The following is a 24,938-nucleotide window of genomic DNA, read 5'->3' as shown; positions in this document are numbered from 1 at the left end:
GTGTGTCTCCTTTCAACGCAGTCCCACTTCCTCCAGCGCGCGGGCCATCGCCCGGCCCGCTTCCGGCGAGCTGTTCAGGCCCCAGTCCGCTTCCTTGTCGTGGTCGAACCACACGAAGCCGGTGACCCCGTCCGCATCGTCGAGGTAGTCGACGAGATCGGCGATCCAGTCGGCCTTCGAGCCGCCGGCCTCGGCGCACCCGACCTCGGTGACGAGGATCGGCTTGTCCGGCGCCAGTTCGCGCAGCTGGTCGAGCGAGGAGTCGAAGAGGTCGTCCGGCGATGTCCATCGGTGGCCGGGAACCGAGCCCCAGTTGTAGCCGTCGAGGCCCAGGACATCGACGTAGCCGGCGCCGGGATACCAGCGGGACAGGGGAGCATCGGAGATGGGCACGTTCGGCGCCCACACCCACTTCACATTCACCGCGTTCTTCGACGCGAACAGGTCGTGGACGTGTCGCCAGGCCGCGATGTACGTCTCGGGGGACGTCCCACCGGCGGGACTCCACGGGTACCAGTCGCCGTTGGGTTCATGTGCGAACCGCAGGTACACCGTCGAACCCCAGGCGACCAGTTCGTCTGCCCAGCGGTAGAGGTGGTCGTCGTGTGTTCCGTCGGCGATCGACGCCATCGAGAACGCGGTCCGGTCGTAGGTGCCGTCGCCGAGATGCCGCCACGGTTCCCAGGTGACGATCGGCTCGGCACCCGCCCCGACCACGGCGTTCAGCGCGGCGATCGGTGGGATGGCCGTGAAGTCCTCGAAGAACAGGTTGATGCTGGGGGACACACCGGTCACCCGGGCGACGGCCGCGGCATCGGCCGGTTCGAGCGGCCCGTTCGGCGTGGTGATCCCGAACCGCAGACACGGGCCGGGGGGACCCGACAGCGGGGTGATGCCGGCGGGGCACACGCGCGGATCGGCGGAGCACGCGCCGACCGCGCCGATCGACACGGCGATCACGCCGAATACCACCGTCATCACGGTCCATCTGCTCACCGGGGGCATGACACTCCCATCACGATGCCCCAGTGCCGCGCGGTGCTCGACGACCCTGTTCTTCTCATCCGGGACCATCGCCACACGCCGATCGACCCGCGTCGGCTCCGGCCGACAAGAATCCATTGTTACGACAGATCGCACATCTTGTGCCATATCCGGCGAAATGAGCACCGACGATCCGCGGGCAGGGTCACCGGGCGACGAGTCCACACGGGCCGACCACTAGGCTGGGACCCATGTATGCGCACCGACCGTGCGTGCGCCAGAGCATCTCCAATTGCTGACATCCACCCGCATCGAGCAGGTCCGAAGGAGTTTTCACGTGGCTGAGTTCATCTACACCATGAAAAAGGTGCGCAAGGCGCACGGCGACAAGGTCATCCTCGATGACGTCACCATGTCCTTCTACCCGGGCGCCAAGATCGGCGTCGTCGGTCCCAACGGTGCAGGTAAGTCGTCGATCCTGAAGATCATGGCCGGCCTCGACCAGCCGTCGAACGGCGAGGCCTTCCTCGACCCCGAGGCGACCGTCGGCATCCTGCTCCAGGAGCCGCCCCTCAACGAGGAGAAGACGGTCAAGGAGAACGTCGAAGAGGGGATGGGCGAGATCAAGGTGAAGCTCGACCGCTTCAACGAGATCGCCGAACTGCTGGCCACCGACTACTCCGACGAGCTGATGGAGGAGATGGGCAAACTCCAGGAGGACCTGGACAACGCCGACGCCTGGGACCTCGACTCGCAGCTCGAGCAGGCCATGGACGCCCTGCGCTGCCCGCCCGCCGACTCGCCGGTCACCCACCTGTCCGGTGGTGAGCGACGCCGCGTCGCACTGTGCAAGTTGCTGCTGCAGAAGCCCGACCTGCTGCTCCTCGACGAGCCCACCAACCACCTCGACGCCGAGTCGGTGCTGTGGCTCGAGCAGTTCCTCGCCTCCTACCCGGGCGCCGTCCTGGCCGTGACCCACGACCGGTACTTCCTCGACCACGTCGCCGGCTGGATCTGTGAGGTCGACCGCGGCAAGCTGCACCCCTACGAGGGCAACTACTCCACCTACCTCGAGAAGAAGGCCGAGCGTCTCGAGGTCCAGGGCAAGAAGGACCAGAAGCTGCAGAAGCGCCTCAAGGAAGAGCTCGCCTGGGTTCGTTCGGGTTCCAAGGCCCGCCAGACCAAGAACAAGGCCCGCCTGGCCCGCTACGAGGAGATGGCCGCGGAGGCCGAGAAGACGCGGAAGCTCGACTTCGAGGAGATCCAGATCCCGACGCCGCCCCGTCTCGGCGATGTGGTGGTCGAGGTCTCCCACCTCGACAAGGGCTTCGAGGGCCGCGTCCTCATCAAGGACCTGTCCTTCACGCTGCCGCGCAACGGCATCGTCGGCGTCATCGGCCCCAACGGTGTCGGTAAGACCACGCTGTTCAAGACCATCGTCGGTCTCGAGGAGCCCGACTCGGGCACCGTCAAGGTCGGCGAGACGGTCAAGTTGAGCTACGTCGACCAGACGCGCGCCAACATCGACCCCAAGAAGAACGTGTGGGAGGTCGTCTCCGACGGACTCGACTTCATCGAGGTCGGGCAGAACGAGATGCCGTCGCGCGCCTACGTCAGCGCCTTCGGTTTCAAGGGCCCGGATCAGCAGAAGAAGGCCGAGGTGCTCTCCGGTGGTGAGCGCAACCGCCTGAACCTCGCACTGACCCTGAAAGAGGGCGGCAACCTGATCCTGCTCGACGAGCCGACCAACGACCTCGACGTCGAGACCCTCGGTTCGCTGGAGAACGCGCTCGAGAACTTCCCCGGCTGTGCCGTGGTCATCAGCCACGACCGCTGGTTCCTCGACCGCACCTGTACCCACATCCTGGCGTGGGAGGGCAACGTCGAGGAAGGGAAGTGGTTCTGGTTCGAGGGCAACTTCGAGGCATATGAGGCGAACAAGGTCGAGCGCCTCGGCGCCGACGCGGCACGTCCGCACCGGGTGACCCACCGCAAACTCACCCGCGATTAATACCGACCCGTCCGGCACGGGTGACTAGCATCGGCGATGTGACGTCACTCGTGCCGGACGCGGTGAACCACTACTTCAAGTCCCGGGCCGAAGGCTCCGGGGCGGACAGCGCCGCCGAGCAGGTGATGCGTCACCTTGACGTCGCGATCCGGCGCGATCCCGGTCAGGCGCTGGTCGAGGTCGCCGTCGACGAGGGCGGCGCGGTCGAGATCGTCGTCGTCAACGACGACATGCCGATGCTCGTGGAGGCGGTCCTCGCGACCGTCGAGGCCCACGACCTCGCCATCGACCGCATGGACCATCCGGTCATGCCGGTGCAACGCGACACCGACGGCCGGCTCGAGGCGATCGACGACGGGCCCGGTGCCGCCTGGGAATCCTGGATCTTCGTCGGCGGGCTCGCCGGACATCCCGGCGTCGACCCGGAGGCACTTCGTGCGGATCTTCTCGAAGTCGTGTTCCGGGTGGGCGACGTCGACCACGACGCCGCCCGCATGCGGTCGCGGATGACATCCTGCGCCGCCGACCTGTCGGTGGCGCCGGTGCGCGAGTCCACCGGCATCCGCAACACCGACCGCTACGAGTACGCCAAACTCCTCGAATGGTTCGCCGGGAACCACTTCCACCCACTCGGCTACACCCGGGTCGGCACCGACGGCGTCCGGGACGGCGACGAGCGGCTGGGTGTCTGGCGCACCGACTCCATCAACCGGGACTTCCCGGCGGTGACCACGCGTCCACTGCTCCCGCGAGCGAGCCGGGTCTACGTCGCAACCGGCATACAACGGACGAATTTTCCCGTGCTGCTTCAGGTTCCGGCTTTCGATTCGCACGGGAACTACGACGGTGAGCACCGGTTCCTCGGTACGCTCACCTCCTCCGGTCTGCACCAGACCGTGCTCGACGTCCCGGTGCTGCGCACCAAGGTGCGCGACGTGCTCGCCCGGGCCGGCGTCGACGAGGACTCCTTCGCGGGGCAGTCCATGATCGAGCTGCTGCAGAACTACCCGGTGGTGGAGATGTTCGCCTCCACCACCGACGAACTCACCCGCCGCGTCACCGAGATGCTCGATGCGGTCGCCACCCGGTCGTTGCGCCTGTTCGTGCGAACCAACGCCGACGGCAAGACCGCGGTCGCCCTCATCTATCTACCCCGGGATCGCTACAACACCCAGAGCCGGCTCGCCCTCGAACGCGCCCTCATGGACGAATTGCACGGCAGCGCACTCGAATACACGGCGCGCGTGAGCGAGATGCCGCTCGCGCTCCTACAGGTGCTGGTCTGTAGCGAACCGGGCGCCGCATCGGAACTCGGATCGGTGGACACCGGATCGCCCGCGCATGCACGTATGCAGGCGGCCCTCGCGGCGGCGATCCGTGGCTGGGACGAACGTGTCCGGGAACTTGCCGCGAACCTGGGTGATCGTTCCGGATCGATCGCCGGCGGGCCGGAACTCCTGCTGCGGCAATTGCCCTCACTTTCCGACGACTACAAGGAGATACGCGAACCCGGGGACGCCCTCGAGGACCTGATCCACGTCGTCCCTCTCGAACCGGGTGCGCTGGCGGTGACACTGGACGCCACCGAGGAGCGCGGACCGGGCGACCACCACCGCTGGCGGTTCACCCTCTACCTCTGCGGGGAGTCGGCGACCCTCACCGACGTACTACCGGTGCTGCACAGTCTCGGCCTCGATGTTCTCGAAGAACACCCGTACGAGATCCGACGGTCCGACGACACCGTCTGCTGGGCCTACGAGTTCATCGTGCAACTCGCCGCGGGAATGTCGGTGGACCTCGACCACGCCGACGACCTCGAGGAGCGCTTCACCGAGGCGTTCCGGCAGATCTGGCTCGCCGCAGCGGAGGTCGACGACTACAACGAGCTGATCATCCGCTGCGGTCTGGACTGGCGGTCGGCGGCGATGCTGCGCGCCTACGGGCAGTACCTGAGGCAGTGTGGATTCTCTTACAGCACAGCCCATGTCGCGAATGTGCTCGGCCGTCATCTGCAGATCACGCGTGGACTGGTCGATCTTTTCGTGGCCTCCTTCGACCCGGCCGCCGCCGATCCCGAACGGCGCGAGCGGGTGAGCGAGCAACTCCGGGCCGACATCGGGACGGTGCTGAGCCTCGACGCCGATCGCATCGTGTCGGCCTTCGCGGCCGTCATGACCGCGACGTCACGGACGAACTACTTCGTGACGGTCGGCGACCGGGATGGCGAGCATCGCCCCGTGATCTCGTTCAAGCTCCGGCCCCGCGAGATCCCGCAGACCCCCGAACCTCGTCCGCTGCACGAGATCTTCGTGTACTCGCCTCGGGTCGAGGGCGTCCACCTGCGGTTCGGTGCGGTCGCGCGCGGCGGGCTGCGATGGTCGGATCGGAAGGAGGATTTCCGTACCGAGATTCTCGGTCTGGTGAAGGCGCAGGCCGTCAAGAACGCTGTCATCGTCCCGCTCGGCGCGAAGGGCGGATTCGTCGTCAAACGTCCGCCGGCGCCGACGGGTGACGTTGCAGCCGACCGGGATGCGCAGCGCGCGGAGGGGATCGCCTGCTACCGGCAGTTCATCTCCGGTCTGCTCGACGTCACCGACAACATCGACCGCTCGACCGGCGAGGTCATCCCGGCCCGCGGTGTGGTCCGCCTCGACGAGGACGACACCTACCTGGTGGTCGCGGCCGACAAGGGCACTGCGGCGTTCTCCGACATCGCCAACGAGGTGTCACAGTCGTACGGCTTCTGGCTCGGTGACGCGTTCGCCTCGGGCGGCTCGGCCGGTTATGACCACAAGGCAATGGGCATCACCGCCCGCGGTGCCTGGGAATCGGTCAAACGACACTTCCGGGAGATGGGCGTCGACACCCAGACTCAAGACTTCACCGTCGTCGGCATCGGCGACATGAGCGGCGACGTGTTCGGCAACGGCATGCTGCTCAGCGAGCACATCCGGCTCGTCGCCGCCTTCGACCACCGGCACATCTTCGTCGACCCGGACCCCGTCGCCGACAGGTCCTACCGCGAACGCCGCCGGCTGTTCGGGCTGCCGCGATCGTCGTGGGCCGACTACGACACCGATCTGATCGGCGTGGGCGGCGGGGTGTGGTCCCGCGACCGCAAGGCAATCCCCGTCAGTGCGGAGATGGCGGCCGCGCTCGGCATAGAGGAAGGGGTCGACGAACTCTCGCCGCCCGAACTGATCCGGGCGATCCTCCTCGCGCCGGTCGACCTGCTCTGGAACGGCGGGATCGGCACGTACATCAAGGCGTCCACGGAGACCCACGGAGATGTCGGCGACAAGTCCAACGATGCGATCCGCGTCGACGGTGATCAGGTGCGCGCCAAGGTGATCGGGGAGGGAGGCAACCTCGGGGTCACCGAACGGGGGCGGATCGAATACGACCTCGCCGGTGGCCGGATCAACACCGATGCACTCGACAACTCGGCCGGCGTCGACTGCTCCGACCACGAGGTCAACATCAAGATCCTGCTCGATTCCGCGGTGTCGGGCGGCGCACTCGACCCCGACGATCGCAATCCGCTGCTCGAGTCGATGACCGATGACGTCGCCGATCTCGTTCTCGCGGACAACATCTCGCAGAACTCCGAGTTGGGCTTCTGCCGCACCTTCGAGCTCACGCGCGTGGAGGTCCATGCCCGGATGCTCGACCAGCTGTCACGAGAACGCGGCGTCGATCTCGAGCTCGAAGCCCTCCCGCAGGCGCGTGCACTCCGCAAGCGGTTCGACGGGGAGTTGCACCGTGGGCTCACCTCGCCGGAGTTCGCGACCCTGATGGCGCACGTCAAACTCGAGGCGAAGTCGGATCTGCTGGCCAGCGATCTCCCCGACAACGATGTGTTCGCGCCACGCGTCGCCCGCTACTTCCCGGAAGCTCTGCGCGAGACGTACGGAGAGCAGATCAACTCCCATCGGCTGCGCCGTCAGATCGTCACGACGACCCTCGTCAACGACGTCATCGATCACGCCGGGATGACGCACCTGTTCCGGTTGAGCGAGGGCGCCGGGTGCACCACGGAAGAAGGTGTCCGCGCCTACGTCGTGTCCAACCGGATCTTCGGCATGGGCGACGTCTTCGAGAGCATCCGGCACGCACCGGCACCGGCCGAGGTCGTCGACGGGATGATGCTGTATGCCCGCCGGCTGCTGTTCCGGGCGTCGCGGTGGCTGCTCGCGTTCCGCCCGCAGCCGCTTGCCCTGGCCGCCGAGATCACCCGCTACTCCGATCGGATCACCCAGCTGTCCGCGGCTGTCGACGGCTGGCTGGGGGAGAGCTCCGCGAAGGACATCGCCGATCGCGTGCGTGCCTACGTCGACGAGGGGGTCCCCGACGACCTGGCCCGGACGGTGGCCGTCAGCCTCCACCGGTTCTGCCTCCTCGACATCATCGACGCCGCGGAGATCTCCGACCGCGATCCCGAAGAGGTCGGCGATCTCTATTTCGCGGTGATGGAGCACTTCGGACTCGAGGGACTGCTCACCGCGGTGTCGAACCTGGACTACGGCGACCGCTGGCACGCGCTCGCCCGACTGGCGCTCCGCGACGACATGCACGGCGCGCTACGTGCGCTCACCCTCAAGATCCTCGAGGTCAGCGAACCCGACGAGTCGAGCGACGAGAAGATCGCCGAATGGGAGTCCTCCCAGTCGAACCGGCTCAGTCGCCTGCGCAGCGTCCTCGGGGAGATCGAGGAGACCGGGACCCTCGACCTCGCGACGCTGTCGGTCGCGGCACGACAACTCCGGAGTGTGATCCGCTGACGCGCTTCTGCCCATGATCCGTTTCGGCCCCGCCGACCCGATGCCCGGGCCTAGCCTGGGCTCATGACGCGTACGGCACCGCGAATCTGCCCGCTCTGCGAAGCGACCTGCGGTTTGACCCTCGTCGTCGACACCCACGGCGGCCCGATCGACGAACACGCCGTGGGCGACGGGCACCTGCATGAACACGTGACCGGTGCCCGCGGCGACGCCGACGACGTGTTCAGTCACGGCTACATCTGCCCGAAGGGGGCGAGCTTCCCACAGCTCGACAACGACCCGGACCGTCTCGAACACCCGCTGATCAAGCGGGACGGACGGTTCGTCGAGGTCGACTGGGACGAGGCGCTCCACGAGGCCGTCACTCGTCTGCGCGCGGTCATCGACGCCCACGGCGGATCGTCGGTCGGTTTCTATCTCGGCAACCCGTCGGCGCACACCATTGCGGGCACCATGTACGCACCGCTGCTCGCGCGGGCGATCGGCACCCGCAACGTGTTCAGCGCGGGCACTCTCGACCAGATGCCCAAGCAGGCGGCGTCGGGATACCTGTTCGGTCACGCCGGGACCTTCGCGGTTCCCGATCTCGACCGCACCGATCACCTGGTGATCATCGGCGCCAATCCCGTTGTCTCCAACGGGAGTATGGCCACCGCCGCGAACTTCCCCGGCAAGCTGAACGCCCTCCGGCGTCGCGGCGGGCAGCTCACGGTCATCGACCCGGCGCGCACCCGCACCGCCCGTCTGGCAGACACCCACCTCGCACCGCGCCCCGGAACCGATGCCGCGTTGCTGGCCGCCATCGTCACCTGCCTGTTCGACGAGGGGCTGGTCGCCGACGACCTCGGCGGCATCGCGCCCCACGTGCAAGGTGTCGACGAATTGCGCAACGGCATAACCGATCTCACGCCCGAGAGGGTGGCCCCGTACTGCGATGTGCCGGCCGAGGACATCCGCGCGCTCGCCCGTGAGATCGCGGCGGCGCCGTCGGCGGCGGTCTACGGCCGTCTGGGCACCACAGTCGTCGAGTTCGGAACCCTCGGCAGCTGGCTCGTCGACGTGGTCAACGTCCTCACCGGCAACCTCGACCGGCCGGGTGGGGTGATGTTCCCGACGGCGCCGACAGCCCCCGCACCCAGGCCGGCCCGGCCGGGGCGCGGATTCCGGACCGGCCGCTGGCGCAGCCGGGTATCGGGACATCCCGAGGTCGCGGGGGAGTTGCCCGCCGTGGCGATGGCCGAGGAGTTCGAGACGCCCGGCGAAGGGCAGTTGCGGGCACTGGTCACGGTCGCGGGCAACCCCGTGCTGTCGGCACCCAACGGCGGCCGCCTGGCCGCAGCGCTCGATGCCGCCGACATCGTCGTGTGCGTCGACCCCTATCTGAACGAGACCACCCGGCACGCCGATGTCATCCTGCCGCCACCGCGCCCCTCCCAGAGCCCGCACTTCGACGCGATCCTCAACAACCTCGCGGTACGCGCGAACGCCCGCTACTCGTCGCGCGTCCTTCCGCTGCCCGACGGCCGACCCGACGAGATCGACATCGTGTGCCGCCTGATCCTCGGACTCTCCGGGGTGGGCGTCGACGCCGATCCGGGCCTGGTCGACGAGCAGGTCATCGCCGCGACCCTGGCCAAGGAGGTGACCGACCCGTATTCACCGGTCGCCGGGCGCGACACCGAGACGCTGGTGGCGATGTTGCCCGATGCGCCGGGCCATCAGCGCCGCCTGGACATGATGCTGCGCCTCGGCGCGTACGGCGACGGTTTCGGTGCACGGGAGGGCCTGACGTTCGCCGATCTGCTGGCCGCCCCGCACGGCATCGACCTCGGGCCGATGCGGCCGCGGCTGCCCGGCGTGCTCCGCACCCCGTCGGGAAAGGTCGAGCTGGCACCGGACCCGCTGATCGAGGATCTCGCCCGGCTGCGCGCCGCGGTCGACGCCGGACACCCGACGGGCGACCGGTCGTTGCTCCTCGTCGGGCGCCGGCACCTGCGGTCCAACAACAGCTGGATGCACAACCTCCCCGCTCTCTCCGGCGGCACGAACCGATGCACCCTGCAGATGCACCCGGACGATGCGACGCGACTGGGCATCGACGGCATCGCGACGGTCCGCGGAGCGGGCGGATCGCTGACCGTCCCGGTGGAGATCACCACCGACATCAAGCCCGGCGTCGCCTCGATGCCGCACGGCTGGGGTCACGACGACGCACAGTCCCGTCTGTCCGTGGCGGCCGCCGAACCGGGCGTCAACGTGAACCTCCTCAACGACGGGGCACGGCTCGACCCGCTCTCGGGGACCGTCGTCCTCAACGGCGTGCGGGTCGAGGTCGGTCCCGCCTGAGCCGATCGAAGTCGCTCGTCGCCCGTCCGGGGTCTCGGTGCCCGTCGTGCGTAGGGTTGATCTCGCGGCGCCCGGCGTCGTACCAGCAGATCCGGATCGACAGGGGATGGAACGCACGTGCTCAACGAGGACTCGGGGACCGCAACAGCTGCCGGCTACGTGGTGAAGGTCCCGGTGCGATGGTCGGACATGGACGTCTACCAGCACATCAACCACGCCCGGATGGTCACGCTGCTCGAGGAGGCGCGCATCCCGTGGCTGTTCCTCGACGGCCGGCCCACCGCGCCGCTGCGGGACGGCTGCCTCGTGGCCGACCTCCACGTGAAGTACCAGGCACAGCTGCGGCACTCCGAGGGGCCCATCGAGGTGACCATGTTCGTCGAGCGCCTGCGCGCCGTCGACTTCACCGTCGGCTACGAGGTCCGCGCGGCCGGGGCCGATCCCGCCTCCAAACCGGCGGTCGTCGCCAGCACCCAACTCGTCGCCTTCGATGTCGCCGGGCAGCGCATCGCCCGACTCACCCCGGAACAGAAGGAGTACCTGAACTCCTTCCGCCGCGCCGACGACACGTCTGCGAACCCACGCTGATGGAACGGTTCATCCAGATCGCGGAGTCCGATCGTTCCAACGCGTCGGCCTTCCTCGCCCATGCCCAACGGCTCGACGACGCCGCCGTCGTGCGCGTCGTCGCCCGCTCGGACGGACTCGTCGGGCTCTGGACGCACACCGGATTCGAGGTGCTCGCGACCCGTGCGGTCTCCGGGCGGGTGGCACCTGCCGACATCGTCTGCGACGCCGCATCGCTGCACTCCGCGCTCGCCGCGGCTCCTGCGGGCGAACCGATCGATCCCGGATTCTCCCTCGACTCCGCCTGGCGCGGTGCACTTCCCGCGTCCGTCGGCTACCGGCACGTCGACGATGTGCCCGCGCGCAGCATCGTCGGCCTGGCGCGCGACGGTGCCCGCGTGGCGCGTGAGGAGGGAAGTGCTCACGGACCCGCCACGGGTGTCCTCGACCAGGACGTGCTCGAGGTCTCGACCGAGGACGGCGCGCTGCGCGCGGCGGTCACCATGCGGTCGCTCTTCGCCTTGACCGGAATGGGTTTCATCCGCGACCGCGACGGGCGCGCGGTCACCGAGAGCTCGCCGGTCGAGGACATCGACGCCGCCGAGCCGGTCCGGATCCGTTTGTCCGCGGCCTGGATTCGGGTCGACGCCCGATACGGGTCGGTGTACCAGCGGCGTCACCGCGACCTGTCTGTCACGGTGCTCTAGGAGTCCTCAGACCAGCCAGGCGGCGGCGTCCGGCGGCAGCATGCCGTCCACCAGAGGCGAACTGATCAGGATGAGCTCGCCCGGCGGCAGCGACACCGGGACCTCACCGGCGTTCAGCGCGCAGATCAGGAAGCCTTCCGACCGCCGGAATGCCAGGCAACCCGGGGGTGCCTCGTACCAGTCGATCGAGTCGCCGGCGAATTCCGGTCGGTCATAACGCAATTCGATGGCCGCCCGGTACAGCGACAGCATCGAGCCGACGTCTTCGAGCTGTACCTCGGCGGTCAGCGACCGCCACGACTCCGGCATCGGCAGCCAGGTGTCGGCCGACGAGCTGAAACCGAAAGGCGGCTCGGTGCCCTGCCACGGCAGCGGCACCCGACATCCGTCGCGGCCGCGTTCGGTGTGACCCGACCGCTCCCACACCGGATCCTGGAGGGCCTCTTCGGGCAGGTCGTCGACGTTGGGCAGGCCGAGTTCGGAACCGTTGTAGAGGAAGATCGAACCGGGCAGGGCCATCTCGACGACGAGCATCGCCCGGGCGCGGCGCGTCCCGCGTGCGAGATCGAGTTCGCCGGTCGCGGGGTCGACGGGGGCGTACCGGGTCACCTCACGTGTGACGTCATGGTTCGACAGCGTCCAGGTGGGCGTGCCGGACACCGACAGGACCGCGTCGAGCGAATTCTCGATGGCCTCGCGGACGGCCTCGGCGTCGAAGGGGGCCTTGGCGAGACGGAAATTGAAACCCAGATGCAGTTCGTCGGGGCGCAGGTACTCGGCGAACCGCTCGTTGTCGTTCACCCAGATCTCGCCGACGTTCGCGGCGCCCGGGTACTCGTCGAGGACCTTGCGGATCTTGCGGTGGATGTCGTGCACCGCATAGTTGTTGAACCGCGGATCATCGTCGTCGTTGGAGAGCAGCGCGGTCTTGGTCAGATCCATGTCGGGCAGGTCGGCGGGCTTGGCCATCCCGTGCGCGACGTCGATCCGGAACCCGTCGACCCCGCGATCGAGCCAGAACCGCAGTGTCTTCTCGAGATCTTCGAAGACCTCGGGGTTCTCCCAGTTCAGGTCGGGCTGCTCGGCGGCGAAGATGTGGAGGTACCACTGGCCGGGACTGCCGTCGGCCTCGGTGACCCTGGTCCACGACGGCCCGCCGAAGATGCTGTGCCAGTTGTTCGGTGGCTCGTCGCCGTTCTCACCGCGACCGTCGCGGAAGATGTACCGGTCGCGTTCCGGACTGCCCGGACCGGCGGCGAGCGCGGCCTGGAACCACTCGTGCTGATCGCTGGTGTGGTTGGGGACGAGGTCCATCGTCACCCGGATGTCGCGGGCGTGGGCCTCGGCGATGAGGGCGTCGAAGGTGGCGAGATCGCCGAAGAGCGGGTCGATGTCGCGCGGATCGGCCACGTCGTATCCGTGGTCGGCCATCGGGGAGGTCATGATGGGGCTGAGCCAGATCGCGTCGATGCCCAGCAGTTCGAGATATCCGAGTTTGCCGATGACACCGGCGAGGTCGCCGACGCCGTCGCCGTTCGCGTCGCAGAACGACCGCGGATAGATCTGGTAGAAGACCGCGGACTTCCACCACGTGGTGTCCGTCGGGTCCAGCTGTGGCACCGACACGGTGGCCGGTTCGATTCGTGCGGCGGCGGTTTCGGCATTCGGGATGAGATCGGCGTCCGGGTCGAGTTCGGCATCCGCCTCGGCCTCGATGGCCTCGTCGTCGAGGGCCTCCGGGTCGGTCGTCGCGGGATCGACGACTTCCGGGTCGACGGCTTCCGGGTCGACGGCCTCGGTGTCTGTGGTTGCGCGATCGTCGATTTCGGGATCGTCGGCTGCTGCCGCGTCCTCGGTGGGAACGGCGCTCACGGCGTCGCCGGTCTCGGCATCCGATGCGTCTCCGGCGATCTCGGGGGTGTCTCCCGACAAGTCACTCACGTTGCCCTCGGTACCCGTGGTCTCCGGTACGTCGGTGTGTGCGCCGTCGGTCTGACCCCCGTCAGATGGCTCGGCGGGGACAACATCTGGTGTCTCATCGCTCACCGTGGTCATTCTGCCCTACCTGAGTTTTCGGCGAGAAATCCTGGTCAATCGGCGCGTCGTGGGCGTGTCGAATGTTCGGGTGCCGAAAAGCAGAGGGTATCCGCGGATCTCAGATCGGGGAGTTCATCATCGACTGGGCGGCCATCTCCATGTAGTCGACGAGTGCCTGCCGATGCGGTGGGTCCAGGGTGTCGTCGTCGATCGAGGCGATCGCGGTGTGCATGCACCGCAGCCAGGCGTCGCGCTCGATCGGACCGACGCGGTAGGGGTTGTGGCGCATGCGCAGCCTCGGGTGGCCGCGCTCCTCGGAGTAGGTCCGCGGACCGCCCCAATACTGCTCGAGGAACATCCGTAGGCGCCGTTCGGCGGGACCGAGATCCTCCTCGGGATACAGCGGGCGGAGCACCTCGTCCTTCGCCACCTCGGTGTAGAAGACCTCGGTGAGTCGTCGGAACGTCTCCGCGCCGCCGATCTCCTCGTAGAAGCTCCGCGGGGCCGGGTCGGGGGAGTTGCCGGATTCGCCAGTCACAGCCGCCATTGTCCCTACGACCGAGGGGTGCCTCAACGTCGCGTGCCGCCGGTGGGTCCCCGACGGGGTGTCCTGCCGCGGATTTTCCGTGCACGAGATCGGTGTCCGTGGTGAACTTGTGCAGGTCAACCTGTTCACGCCGATCCGGCGGGAGGGCGAATGACGCACCGGTCACATCACAAGACGGGCGAGGTGACGAGGCTGCACGGCGGTGCCGCCTCGCCGCCGAGCGGTCCACGGTCGCGGACGCGCCGCCGGGTGCTGCTGCTCAACGCCACCTACGAGCCGCTCAGTGCGGTCACCATCCGCCGAGCCGTCGTCCTGATCCTGCGTGGACGCGCCGACATGGTCCACGCCGACGAGTCCGGGGGAGCGCTCCACTCGGCTGCGACGGAGGTCCCGGTGCCGACGGTGATCCGTCTGCGCAACTATGTGCGGGTCCCATACCGTGCGACCGTGCCGATGACCCGGGCGGCGCTGATGCATCGGGACCGGTTCCGCTGCGGATACTGCGGCAAACCCGCCACCACCATCGACCACGTCGTGCCACGCAGCCGGGGAGGCGCGCACAACTGGGAGAACTGTGTGGCGTGCTGCACGTCGTGCAACCACCGCAAGGCCGACCGCCTGCTCAGCGAGCTGGGCTGGACGCTACGGACCCGTCCGGTCGCACCGAAAGGCCGGCACTGGGGACTCATCGCCGCCGTCAAGGACATCGATCCGGCCTGGATGCAGTACATCGACGCGGGTGCCGCGTGAGGCGCGTGGACACGCCGGGGGTTGCCGCCGAGAACTGTCTACGACGCGCTGTAGGGGTCGCTGCACCGGGCCGTGTGATGTGGGCTAGATTGATCAACGATGACCTGTGCCGACAACCGGCCTGGTCCGGCGCGACCATCGAAAGGGTGACATGGACAGCCTGATCGTCCCCATCGGAGTGCCAGTCACGATCGTGACGGTGCTCTTTGTCGTGCTCTGCGTTGTCGCGATGGTGTTCTCCAACGGGGTCAAGTACCCGAAGGTCAAGGAGTACACCCTCGATCAGCAATGGGAGCATGCTCCGCTTCTCTTCAGTGCCACCGACATCGAACCGATGGCACTTCCGCGGCACGCGGAACCCGGCGACGTTGATGGGAGCTCGGCAAGTGGCAAGTGGTGAGGTTTCGCACGCGAACGTGAGTGCAGAGGTCGCGGCCAGGTCGGCCGCCGAACTTCCGCTCGGCGCCGTGATCACCAACAGCGGACGCATCTCGGCGGCCCGCTACCCGGGTGACACCCCGTCGACGCCGCCCTTCAGCAAGAAGGACCTGATCGCTCTCGACGACACCCTGAAGGCCGCGAGCGAGAAGGCTCTCGTGCGCTTCTCGGTCTACATCGGCGATCTCGACGGTGACCTCGACGCGAGCGCCCGCGCTGTCCTGGCGAAGGCTCCCGAGCCCGCCCACGGCACGCTGATCGCGGTGTCGCCGAACACGCGCGACGTCGTCATCGTCTCCGGTAGCGAGGTGTCGAGCCGCGTCAACGACCGCGTCGCCGCACTCGGCGTGACCGCTGCGGTCACCGGCTTCCGTCAGGGCAACCTGATCGACGGCCTCATCGCGTCGCTGCGCGTGATGGCGACCGCGGCCGCCGCAGGCTAGTCCAGCAGACCACGAAAAGGCCGCTCCACCTCTGGGTGGGGCGGCCTTCGTCGTGTTCGCGTCTTACGTGTGCCCGGACGGGTGTCGGGTCAGCGGTACATGCGGACCAGGGGACAGGTGAACGGATCGCGATCCCCGAGCCCGACCTGGTTGAGGTAGCGGATCACGATGCCATAGGACCCGACCAGCGAGGTCTCGGTGTACTGCACGCCGTGACGCGCGCAGTGCGCCCGGACCAGCGGCTGCACCTTGGCGAGGTTGGGACGCGGCATGCTCGGGAACAGATGGTGCTCGATCTGGTAGTTGAGCCCGCCCATCATGAAGTCGGTGACCGGGCCGCCCCGGATGTTGCGCGACATCAGCACCTGTCGGCGCAGGAAGTCCACGCGCATGTCCTTGGGAACCAGCGGCATGCCCTTGTGGTTCGGCGCGAACGACCCGCCGAGCAGGAGCCCGAACACGGCGAGCTGTACCGCGATGAACGCGACGGCGAGTCCGGGGGACATCACGAGGAACGGAACCGCGACACCGAGGAGAAGGCGCAGCAGGATCAGTGCGATCTCTACGGCCCGGTGCGGCACGGCCGTGCGCGCGGCGAGGCCTTGGAGGCTCGCGACGTGGAGGGCGGCCCCCTCGAGTGTCAGCAACGGGACGAAGAACCATCCCTGGTGTCTGGTGAACCAGCCGTAGAGGCCGGTCCGTTCCTCGGCCACCGTCGGCACGAACGCGATGGGGCCGTCGGCGATGTCGGGGTCGGTGCCCACCTGGTTGGGGGCCTTGTGGTGCCGGTTGTGCTTGTTGCGCCACCAGTGGAAGGAGAGACCGGCTCCCGCGGCGGCGAGAATCCGTGCGTTCCACTCGTTGGCCCCGGCGGAGGCGAACATCTGGCGGTGGGCGCCGTCGTGACCGAGGAAGCCGAACTGGGTGCTCACCACGGCGAGCAGAGCCGCGGGCACGATCTGCCACCAGGTGTCGCCGAGCAGGATCACCGCCGTCCAGATCCCGACGAACGCGAGGACGGTCAATCCGATCCGGGCGACGTAGAACCCGCGTCGACGGTCCAGCAGTCCTGATGCGCGGACCTCCGCCGCGAGTTCGGTGTAGGAACTCACGAATTTGTTGTCACGGGCATGTGACACAGCTGAAAGGGACAAGAGTGCGTACCTCTGGCCTTCTGATTGTTGCCAGGTACGCCGGAGGGATCAGCTTTCGGAACTGAGGCGCGTCACGAGAGACATGAACCGGGATTGCGATGCATCAAGGGGCGAGACCCATCATGCCATGGTCACGGCCGACGGACCCGGCCCGCGCCGTGATCGCGCGGGCCGGGCCTGCTCAGGACAGTGCTCAGGACAGTGCTCAGGACCGCGTCGCGGAACCCTCGAGCACCTTGTCCTGGGCCCCGGTCGAGTCGAGGTCGTCGTCGACCATGTTCGACTCGTCGAACGGGACCCGACCTGCCAGCACCTCGTCGACCTGGTGCTTGTCCACCGTCTTGGTCCAGGAACCGACCAGGAGAGTCGCCACCGCATTGCCGGAGAAGTTGGTGACCGCACGAGCCTCGGACATGAACCGGTCGATACCGACGATCACGCCGACGCCCTCGAGCATCTCCGGGCGGTGTGCCTGGAGTCCGGCGGCGAGGGTCGCCAGTCCCGCGCCGCTGACGCCGGCGGCGCCCTTCGACGCGATGATCATGAATGCGAGCAGACCGATCTGCTCACCGACCGACAGCGGGTCGCCCATCGCGTCGGCGATGAAGATCGACGCCATGGTCAGGTAGATCGCGGTGCCGTCGAGGTTGAACGAGTACCCGGTGGGCACCACGACACCGACGGTCGTCTTCTCGACGCCGAGGTGTTCCATCTTGGCGATGAGTCGTGGCAGGGCCGATTCCGACGACGAGGTCGCGAAGATCAGCAGGTACTCGCGGGCCAGGTACCGCACCAGGCGGAAGATCGAGACACCGGCGATGGTCCGGAGCAGCACGCCCAGCACACCGAACACGAAGACCAGGCAGGTCAGGTAGAAGGCCAGCATCAGGGTCAGAAGTTGTTGCACCGCTGCCCATCCGGTCTGGCCGACGACGTTCGCGATGGCGCCGAACGCGCCGATCGGCGCGACCCACAGGACCATGGTCAGCACTTTGAAGACCAGTTTCTGGAAGTAGGAGACCGCGGTCAGGATCGGCTCGCCGGTGCGTCCCATCGCCTGGATCGCGAAGCCGACCAGGAGCGCGACGAACAGCGCCTGCAGCACACTGCCGTCGGTCAGTGCCGAGAGCATCGACTCCGGGACGATCCCCTGGATGAAGTCGATGGTGTCACCCGATTCGTGAGCTTCCTTGGCGAGTTCGGAACCCTTGTCCGACATCGACGAGATGTTCAGGCCCTCACCGGGCTGGATGAGGTTGCCGACGACCAGACCGATCGCCAGCGCGACCGTCGACATGATGAGGAAGTAGACGAACGCCAGACCTCCGACCTTGCCGACCGTCGCGGCCTTGCGGACCGATCCGATGCCCAACACGATCGTGCAGAAGATGACCGGGGCGATCATCATCTTGATGAGGCTGACGAACATGGTGCCGAGGACACCGAGGTTCTTGCCGACCTCGGGAGCGACGAGACCGACGACGACGCCGGCGACCACCGCGACGATGACCGCGATGTAGAGCCAGTGCGTGCGGTCGCGTTTGGCCCGTGGGGCCTCGTCCTCCGCCGCCTCGTCACCGGCCTTCGGATCTACGTTCATCGGCAGTTCTCTCCTCGTGTACCGGGAACATGGGTGGTTAGGATTGTGAACCGACCAGGTGACCGCCGTCACGGTTCTGTTCATTACGTTCACCGCTGCCGGGGAATAGCCCGATATGGGGCTTTGCCAAACACGACGGCGGGTCATGAGGGTGGAGACGCAGTTAGGGGCCGAGCATGCGGTGGTTTCCGCGGACGCTCGCCGGCCAGGTGGCGGCGCTCGCGCTGGCCGTAGTGGGGGTCGTGGTCGTGGCGGGCAGTGTGCTCGCGGCGGTCGACGCGCGCGTTGACGGCGACCGGGCCGCCCGCGACGAGGTCACCGCGGTGGCGGTCAGCCTCGCCCAGGCGCCCTCGACGGTGTCCGCACTCACCTCGCCGGATCCGAGCGCGATCCTGCAGCCGGTCACCGAACGGATCCTCGGCATGGTGGCCGCAGGCATCACCCAGCGTTCACTCACGTCGACCTGGCGCGGGGAACTCCCTCGGATCGCCGTCACCGCCCTCGCAGCCCTGCTGACGGCGGCCGCCGGCGTCTGGTGGATCCGACGCCGACTGTTGCGGCAGACCGGCGGACTGGCCCCGGACGACCTGCGTCTGATGTACGACCACCACGACGCGGTGCTGCGTGCGGTCGGGGAGGGCCTGATCGTCGTCTCCGACGGCCGGCCTGCGTTGGTCAATGCAGAGGCCCAACGCCTGCTGGGCATCGGAACCGACACCCCCGCAGGCGAACTGCCGGACTTCCTGACCCGCGGCGACGGGGTGTCCGACGAGTTGCACGCCGAGGGCGGACGGGTACTGCTGGTCAGTCGCTCGCCGGTGTCCGGACGACGCGGCTCGTCGGTCGTCACGATCCGCGACCGGACCGAATTGGCCGAGGCCATGGGAGAGTTGGATTCGATGACCCGATTCGCCGAGGCGCTCCGCTCCCAGGCTCACGAGTCGGCGAACCGGTTGCACACGCTGGTCGCACTGGTCGAGATGGGGCGGCCGGAAGAAGCGGTCCGACTCGCGACCACCGAACTCGAACTGTCCCAACACCTCATCGACCAGATGGCCCAGGCGGTAGCCGAGCCGGCGCTGGTCGCGTTGCTCCTCGGGAAGAGCGCACAGGCGGCCGAACGGGGAATCGCGTTCTCGCTCACCGAGGATTCGCAGGTGAGCGATGAGGCCACGCAGATCCTGTCATCGCGCGAGATGATCACCGCGGTGGGGAACCTCGTCGACAACGCCCTCGACGCCTGCGATCCGAACGACCCGTGGGTCGAGGTCGGGGTCGTCGGAGACCACGAGGCGCTCGAGATCGTTGTCGCCGACAGCGGACCCGGGATGGGCGGCGACCTGTTCCGACGCGCGACCGCCCGGGGGTACTCCACCAAGTCCGGCGGCGACGGCGCCGGCCGCGGACTCGGCCTGGCCCTCGTCTCGCAAGTGGTTTCCCGGCACCACGGGACGTTGACCGCCGAGAACACCTACGGCTCGGTGGTGACCGTGCGTATCCGGGTGGCGCAGTCGCCATCGGGGGAGGTCCGGTGATCCGCGTACTGGCGTTGACCGGTGAGGCGGAGGCGGTCAGTCAGCGCGACGTCGACCGGGCACTGGCCGAGTTGCGTTCCGGCGATCACCGACGGTCGGCGAAGAAGGGCTCGGCACCGCAGACCGAGGATGCGGTGTGTCGTGCGGTGCGGGACAGTGCCGACGGGCTCACCGCCTCGGAAGTGGCTCGCACACTGGGATCTTCGCGCGTCACGGCATGGCGCTATCTGGAACGACTCGCCGACGACGGCATCCTCGACCGCGACACCCAGTACGGCTCGGCCGGTCGCCCGCAGGTGCGGTACCGGTGGCGCCGGCGCTGATCGTCGACACCACCGGTACCCGGAACATCAGTCCTGGGCGTCGAACTCGCGTGCTCGCAGCGAACGTGCAACGCCGTCACGGCCTTCGGAGATCAGCCGCTTGAGGGCTGGCGGGTGGTCACCCGCGACGAACTCCTCGGCGAGATCGAGGGCATGCTGCGTCATCGCCCAGCTCGGGTAGAGGCCGATGACGACGGTCTGGGCGACCTCGCTCGAACGGCGCGCCCACACCTCGGGGATCGCCTCGAAGTATTTCTCGACGTACGGCTCGAGCAGCTCGCCCTGACCCGGCCGCGCGAAGCCCTCGATCATGGTGCGGGTGTAGATGTTCGACAGGGAATCGTCGTCGATCGCCTGCGACCACGCGTCGGCCTTGGCCTCGGGGAGCGGTCGCGACGAACGCGCCGCGGCGGCCTGGCGGGTGCCGGTGGCAGTGTTGTCGCGCTGGGCCTCGGCGTCGATGGTCGGGGTCGAACCCGCGTCGGTGTCGATCGCGCCGGCGGTTGCCAACGCGCGCACCAGCTTCCACCGCAGGTCGGTGTCGACGGCGAGACCGTCCAGGCCCTGCTCGGCCGGGTCCGCACCGTCGAGAAGTGCGCGAGCCACGTCGACCTGGTCGTCGTTGAGCTTGCCGGCCAGCCAGGTGTTGACGAAGGCGAGCTGGTGGTCGGAGCCCGCGTCGGCACCCCGTGCGAGTTCCAGCAGCCGGGCGCTGAATGCGGGCCGACCGGTCGAGGACACCCAGGCGGGGTCTGCGTAGGACTCGATCGCGGTGGTCGCCTGCATCAGAACACGCTGCACCACGCCGATCTCGGTCTCCGATGCGATCCCGCGCTGCACGAGTTCGACGAAGTCGCGGGCGCGCATCTCGGCCTGCCGGGTCATCTCCCACGCCGCGGACCACACGAGCGTGCGCGGCATGGAGTCGGTGATGTCGCCGATGCGGGCGGTCGCGGTCGCCAGCGACTCGGGGTCGAGGCGGATCGACGCATAGGTGAGGTCACCGTCGTTGAGCAGCACCAGGTCTCCGCGGTTCACGCCGACGAGGTCGGGCACGTCGGTGCGCTCACCCTCGACGTCGAGTTCGACGCTATGGGTCTGTTCGATGGCGCCGGAACCGTTGTCGGCGTAGATGCCGACGCGGAGCCGATGTACGCGGGTCTCGCCCGCGCCCGGGGCGGCGCCGTCCTGGACGATCGTGAACCGGGTGAACGCCCCGGACTCGTCGACCTCGAAATCGGGTCGCATGACGTTGATGCCGGTGGTGCGCAGCCACTGGTCGCCCCAGTCCGACAGGTCACGACCGGACGACTTCTCCAGTGCCCCCAGCAGATCCGAGAACGTCGCGTTGCCGAACTCGTGGGCGGCGAAGTAGTCGCGCAGACCGGCGAGGAAATCGTCCACACCGACATAGGCGACGAGCTGCTTGAGCACCGAGGCACCCTTGGCATAGGTGATGCCGTCGAAGTTGACCTCGACGGCGGCGATGTCGGGGATGTCGGCGGCGACCGGGTGGGTCGAGGGCAGCTGATCCTGCCGGTACGCCCAGGACTTCTCGACGTTGGCGAACGTCGTCCAGGCGTTGGTGTACTCGGTGGCCTCCGACTGGCAGAGAACCGAGGCGAACGTGGCGAAGGACTCGTTGAGCCACAGGTCATCCCACCACTGCATGGTGACGAGGTCGCCGAACCACATGTGCGCCATCTCGTGCAACACGGTCTCGGCACGACGCTCGTAGAGGTACTTGGTGACGCGCGACCGGAAGACGTAGTCCTCCAGGAAGGTCACCGCGCCGGCGTTCTCCATCGCGCCGGCGTTGAACTCGGGCACGAACAGCTGGTCATACTTGCCAAAGGCGTAGGGGATGCCGAAATTCTTGTGGTAGAAGGCGAATCCCTGCTTGGTCTCGGTGAAGAGCCGGTCGGCGTCCATGTGTTCGGCCAGCGAGGCGCGGCAGTAGATGCCCAGGGGGATGTCGCCGTGGTCGTCGGAGTAGACGTCGGTCCACTCGGCGTACGGCCCGGCGATCAGCGCGACGAGGTAGGTGCTCATCGGCGCTGTCTCGCGGAAGCGGTGGATACCCGGTTCGGCGGCGGTGGTCTCGACGTGTGCCGCGTTCGAGATGACCTTCCAGTCCTCGGGTGCGGTGACCGTGAGGGTGTAGGTGGCCTTGAGGTCCGGCTGATCGAAGCAGGCGAACATGCGCTTGGCGTCGGCGGTCTCGAACTGGGAGTACAGGTACACCGAGTCGTCGGACTGGTCGACGAAGCGGTGCAGTCCCTCACCGGTGTTCGAGTAGGCGCAGTCGGCGACCACGGTGAGGGTGTTCTCAGCGGCCAGCCCGGGCAGGGCGATGCCGACGGATTCGTCGAAACCGGAGACGTCGAGCTCGACACCGTTGAGCGTCGCCGAGTGCAGCGTCGGCGCGACGAGGTCGATGAAGGTCTCGGCGCCCTCGGTCGCGGTGAACGTGACCGTCGTGGTGGATCGGAACGTCTGGGTGCCGGGCGAACCGTTGCCGTCGGTGAGGTCGAGTTCGATCTGGTAGTTCGACACGTCGACGATCGCGGCGCGCTCGCGGGCCTGGTCTCTGGTGAGGTTCGGGGCAGTCACGCAGGCCAGCTTATAGAGATTGGCGGTGCTCAGCCGTCCGACAGCAGATCGGCGGGTTGGAGGATCGCGGTCGCGAGTGCGATGAGGGCGTCGGAGATCCCCGGTCGTGCGCGCAGTTCCGGCGACTGCACGATGTCACCGGTCACCCCGATGAATGCGCGGGTGAGGCCTGCGGCGTCGCCCTCGGACAGTTCGGGCGCGCGGGCGCGGATGGCGGCGGCCCATTCGGCGATGTATGCGCGTTGGGCCGACCGCAAGACGTCTTGGTCGGCCTCGGGCAGGTAGACGAGGTCGCGGGTGAAGATCGGGACGATCCGTCCGTGCACGCCGAGCGCCTGCTCCACGTGCAGTGAGATCAGCACGTCGAGGGCGTCGCTCGGCTCGACGCCGTCGAGGGCGTGGGCCGTGAGGAAGAGCATTCCCTCGAGGGCGCGGAACAGGATCGCGCGCAAGACCTCGGTCTTGCCCGGGATCTGCTGATAGAAGGTGGCGACCGAGATGTCGGCCGCCCGCGCGATGTCGTCGATCCGGACGTCGTGGAAACCGCGCTCGGCGAACAGGTCGGTGGCGGCATCGAGGATGCGCTCGTGCCGGTCGGCGGGGCGTCGGGTGGGCGGCGACGGGGATGAGGCGTCGGGTCCGGCTGCGGGCACCTCGCAGTCGACGATCGACCGGGCTATGGCCCGCTGGATCTGCATCACGCGCGCGGGCGGCATCTGCCCGCGGATCACCGAGGTGTTGGAGTACAGGCTCAGGACGGCGAACCCGAGTAGACGGGCATCGGCGTCCGGCAGGTCGGGTCGTACTGCGACGACCTTGTCGGCGATGTAGTCACCGTACTTCGTGAAATAGCCGCGCATCTCGGCGAGTTGTGTGGGCTGCAGGTGCCGTTGTTCGCGGCGCCAGAGGATGGACACATCGTGATTGGCGGTCATGTCCCCGAGACGATCGAGGAAATGCCACAGTTGGGCCGCCGGAGTCTCGCCGCGGCCGTCGGCCTCGCGCACGAGCTGGTCCACCAGGTCGATCTGGGTCAACAACGCCTGCACGAGGATGTCGTGCTTGCCGGGGAAGTGGCGGTACACCGCGGGACCGGTGAGACCCACCGCGGCACCGATCTGTTCGATGCTGACGTTGCGGTAGCCGAAGTCCTGGAAGAGGATCGTCGCCGCCCGGACGATCTGCTCGGCCCGGAGCCCCCGGGGGTTCGCCCGCGCGCCCGCCGGACCGGGACCGGAGCCCGGATCATTCGGCGTCGACGACATGGACGTTTCCTCTCCGAGAACGGTGGCTGACCCGGACGTGGCCCACCCGAAGGGGTCCTCCCAAGGAACCGTAACCGGATCCGAGCCAGATTTCCGCAGCTCACATCACAAACCGGGAACAGCCCGACGCGTGCCGATGTTGAGCACGGTTGACGGTGCCGCCGGTACGGTCGAGATCGAACACCACTTCTGAGAGGACGTCGACGATGTCAGAGCAGGGCCAGTCCACCACCGATCGGGTCGATTTCTGGTTCGACCCGCTCTGCCCGTGGTGCTGGATCACCTCCCGGTGGATCCTCGAGGCCGAGAAGGTCCGGCCGATCGACGTGAACTTCCACATCATGAGCCTGGCCGTTCTCAACGAGGGCAAGGAGATCCCCGACGAGTACCGCGAGGCGCTGAAGAACGCATGGCGTCCGGTCCGGGTGATCGCCGCCGCTGCAGCGGAGAAGGGCGACGATATCCTCGCGCCTCTCTACGCCGCGATGGGCACCCGGATCCACAATGAGGGGGTCAAGGACTTCGACGAGGTCATCGCCGGTGCGCTCGCCGAGCTCGGGCTCGATGCCTCGCTGGCGAAGGCCGCCGATTCCGAGGAGTTCGACGAGGCCATCCGCAAGAGCCACCACGAGGGAATGGACAAGGTCGGCGACGACGTCGGCACCCCGACGATCCACGTGAACGGTGTCGCCTTCTTCGGCCCGGTGCTGTCACGTATCCCGCGCGGCGAGGACGCCGGCAAGGTGTGGGACGGGGCGCTCGCCCTCGCGTCGTACCCGCACTTCTACGAGCTCAAGCGCAGCCGCACCGAAGGGCCCCAGTTCGACTGAATCGCAG

17 protein-coding genes and 1 pseudogene are annotated in these 24,938 nt (G+C 67.8%); 11 read left to right on the top strand and 7 right to left on the bottom strand.

Annotation, left to right across the window (positions count from 1 at the left end; all coding sequences use genetic code 11):
* Positions 1–12: 12 nt before the first annotated feature.
* Complete coding sequence (locus M1L58_RS02390) at positions 13–1,005, bottom strand: glycoside hydrolase family 26 protein (protein WP_248657668.1); 993 nt, start codon at positions 1,003–1,005, stop codon at positions 13–15.
* Positions 1,006–1,321: 316 nt separating this feature from the next.
* Here M1L58_RS02390 and ettA point away from each other — a divergent pair, with 316 nt between their 5' ends.
* The 5 genes from ettA to M1L58_RS02365 all read left to right on the top strand — a co-directional run bounded on the left by ettA (position 1,322) and on the right by M1L58_RS02365 (position 11,396).
* Positions 1,322–2,995 (top strand): energy-dependent translational throttle protein EttA, encoded by a 1,674-nt coding sequence (gene ettA, locus M1L58_RS02385; RefSeq protein WP_006866749.1) that lies wholly within the window; start codon positions 1,322–1,324, stop codon positions 2,993–2,995.
* Between the two features lie 38 nt (positions 2,996–3,033).
* Positions 3,034–7,776 carry an NAD-glutamate dehydrogenase gene (locus M1L58_RS02380; RefSeq protein ID WP_248657667.1) on the top strand — a complete coding sequence of 1,581 codons (4,743 nt, stop codon included), beginning with the start codon at positions 3,034–3,036 and terminating at the stop codon, positions 7,774–7,776.
* A gap of 63 nt (positions 7,777–7,839) precedes the next feature.
* Positions 7,840–10,122 carry a molybdopterin-dependent oxidoreductase gene (locus M1L58_RS02375; RefSeq protein WP_248657666.1) on the top strand — a complete coding sequence of 761 codons (2,283 nt, stop codon included), beginning with the start codon at positions 7,840–7,842 and terminating at the stop codon, positions 10,120–10,122.
* Positions 10,123–10,239: 117 nt separating this feature from the next.
* Positions 10,240–10,710 carry an acyl-CoA thioesterase gene (locus M1L58_RS02370; RefSeq protein ID WP_006866752.1) on the top strand — a complete coding sequence of 157 codons (471 nt, stop codon included), beginning with the start codon at positions 10,240–10,242 and terminating at the stop codon, positions 10,708–10,710.
* Positions 10,710–11,396 carry a hypothetical protein gene (locus tag M1L58_RS02365; protein WP_248657665.1) on the top strand — a complete coding sequence of 229 codons (687 nt, stop codon included), beginning with the start codon at positions 10,710–10,712 and terminating at the stop codon, positions 11,394–11,396. The genes M1L58_RS02370 and M1L58_RS02365 overlap by 1 nt, the downstream gene beginning before the upstream one ends.
* Before the next feature lie 6 nt (positions 11,397–11,402).
* Here the strand turns inward: M1L58_RS02365 and M1L58_RS02360 are convergent, their stop codons facing one another.
* Together M1L58_RS02360 and M1L58_RS02355 are read right to left on the bottom strand one after the other, a co-directional pair.
* Positions 11,403–13,451 (bottom strand): glycoside hydrolase family 13 protein, encoded by a 2,049-nt coding sequence (locus M1L58_RS02360; protein WP_248657664.1) that lies wholly within the window; start codon positions 13,449–13,451, stop codon positions 11,403–11,405.
* A gap of 100 nt (positions 13,452–13,551) precedes the next feature.
* Positions 13,552–13,980: a globin gene (locus M1L58_RS02355; RefSeq protein ID WP_040536040.1), complete on the bottom strand. Its 429-nt coding sequence runs from the start codon at positions 13,978–13,980 to the stop codon at positions 13,552–13,554.
* A gap of 150 nt (positions 13,981–14,130) precedes the next feature.
* On the opposite strand from M1L58_RS02355, the gene M1L58_RS02350 reads away from it, so the two are divergent.
* The 3 genes from M1L58_RS02350 (at position 14,131) to M1L58_RS02340 (ending at position 15,611) form a co-directional block, all read left to right on the top strand.
* Complete coding sequence (locus M1L58_RS02350) at positions 14,131–14,730, top strand: HNH endonuclease (protein WP_248657663.1); 600 nt, start codon at positions 14,131–14,133, stop codon at positions 14,728–14,730.
* A 151-nt stretch (positions 14,731–14,881) separates the two neighbouring features.
* A complete protein-coding gene (ctaJ, locus tag M1L58_RS02345) occupies positions 14,882–15,130 on the top strand; it encodes an aa3-type cytochrome oxidase subunit CtaJ (RefSeq protein WP_006866758.1) in 249 nt (82 codons plus the stop codon).
* Positions 15,117–15,611, top strand: coding sequence for a DUF5130 domain-containing protein (locus tag M1L58_RS02340; RefSeq protein ID WP_006866759.1), 495 nt, complete (start codon positions 15,117–15,119; stop codon positions 15,609–15,611). The genes ctaJ and M1L58_RS02340 overlap by 14 nt, the downstream gene beginning before the upstream one ends.
* A gap of 89 nt (positions 15,612–15,700) precedes the next feature.
* Here the strand turns inward: M1L58_RS02340 and M1L58_RS02335 are convergent, their stop codons facing one another.
* Both M1L58_RS02335 and M1L58_RS02330 read right to left on the bottom strand, forming a co-directional pair.
* Positions 15,701–16,765, bottom strand: coding sequence for a fatty acid desaturase family protein (locus M1L58_RS02335; protein WP_248657662.1), 1,065 nt, complete (start codon positions 16,763–16,765; stop codon positions 15,701–15,703).
* Between the two features lie 205 nt (positions 16,766–16,970).
* On the bottom strand, positions 16,971–18,365 hold the full coding sequence (locus M1L58_RS02330) for a cation:dicarboxylate symporter family transporter (protein ID WP_248657661.1): 1,395 nt from the start codon (positions 18,363–18,365) through the stop codon (positions 16,971–16,973).
* 176 nt (positions 18,366–18,541) lie between these two features.
* Between M1L58_RS02330 and M1L58_RS02325 the strand changes: the two genes are divergently transcribed.
* Complete coding sequence (locus tag M1L58_RS02325; RefSeq protein ID WP_248657660.1) at positions 18,542–19,900, top strand: sensor histidine kinase; 1,359 nt, start codon at positions 18,542–18,544, stop codon at positions 19,898–19,900.
* 11 nt (positions 19,901–19,911) lie between these two features.
* Positions 19,912–20,223: pseudogene (locus tag M1L58_RS02320) on the top strand (helix-turn-helix domain-containing protein); the annotation flags it as partial.
* 27 nt (positions 20,224–20,250) lie between these two features.
* On the opposite strand, the gene pepN reads toward M1L58_RS02320, so the two are convergent.
* Positions 20,251–22,836 (bottom strand): aminopeptidase N, encoded by a 2,586-nt coding sequence (gene pepN / locus M1L58_RS02315; RefSeq protein ID WP_248657659.1) that lies wholly within the window; start codon positions 22,834–22,836, stop codon positions 20,251–20,253.
* 29 nt (positions 22,837–22,865) lie between these two features.
* Positions 22,866–24,101, bottom strand: coding sequence for a TetR/AcrR family transcriptional regulator (locus M1L58_RS02310; protein ID WP_248657658.1), 1,236 nt, complete (start codon positions 24,099–24,101; stop codon positions 22,866–22,868).
* A gap of 206 nt (positions 24,102–24,307) precedes the next feature.
* On the opposite strand from M1L58_RS02310, the gene M1L58_RS02305 reads away from it, so the two are divergent.
* A complete protein-coding gene (locus tag M1L58_RS02305; protein ID WP_248657657.1) occupies positions 24,308–24,931 on the top strand; it encodes a mycothiol-dependent nitroreductase Rv2466c family protein in 624 nt (207 codons plus the stop codon).
* Positions 24,932–24,938 lie beyond the last annotated feature (7 nt).

The sequence above is a fragment of the Gordonia sp. C13 genome (assembly GCF_023218005.1).
GTDB classification, from domain to species: Bacteria; Actinomycetota; Actinomycetes; order Mycobacteriales; family Mycobacteriaceae; genus Gordonia; species Gordonia namibiensis.
Note: the sequence above shows the minus strand (reverse complement) of the source record. Positions and strands in the feature narration are given on the sequence as shown.

Bases quoted from the DNA above. Each gene is read 5' to 3' on its own strand.
- M1L58_RS02350 (WP_248657663.1), top strand. From the start codon at position 14,131: ATGACGCACCGGTCACATCACAAGACGGGCGAGGTGACGAGGCTGCAC.
- M1L58_RS02365 (WP_248657665.1), top strand. From the start codon at position 10,710: ATGGAACGGTTCATCCAGATCGCGGAGTCCGATCGTTCCAACGCGTCG.
- M1L58_RS02375 (WP_248657666.1), top strand. From the start codon at position 7,840: ATGACGCGTACGGCACCGCGAATCTGCCCGCTCTGCGAAGCGACCTGC.
- M1L58_RS02390 (WP_248657668.1), bottom strand. From the start codon at position 1,005: ATGCCCCCGGTGAGCAGATGGACCGTGATGACGGTGGTATTCGGCGTG.
- M1L58_RS02305 (WP_248657657.1), top strand. From the start codon at position 24,308: ATGTCAGAGCAGGGCCAGTCCACCACCGATCGGGTCGATTTCTGGTTC.
- M1L58_RS02360 (WP_248657664.1), bottom strand. From the start codon at position 13,451: ATGACCACGGTGAGCGATGAGACACCAGATGTTGTCCCCGCCGAGCCA.
- M1L58_RS02355 (WP_040536040.1), bottom strand. From the start codon at position 13,980: ATGGCGGCTGTGACTGGCGAATCCGGCAACTCCCCCGACCCGGCCCCG.
- M1L58_RS02330 (WP_248657661.1), bottom strand. From the start codon at position 18,365: ATGAACGTAGATCCGAAGGCCGGTGACGAGGCGGCGGAGGACGAGGCC.
- M1L58_RS02310 (WP_248657658.1), bottom strand. From the start codon at position 24,101: ATGTCGTCGACGCCGAATGATCCGGGCTCCGGTCCCGGTCCGGCGGGC.
- M1L58_RS02325 (WP_248657660.1), top strand. From the start codon at position 18,542: ATGCGGTGGTTTCCGCGGACGCTCGCCGGCCAGGTGGCGGCGCTCGCG.
- ctaJ (WP_006866758.1), top strand. From the start codon at position 14,882: ATGGACAGCCTGATCGTCCCCATCGGAGTGCCAGTCACGATCGTGACG.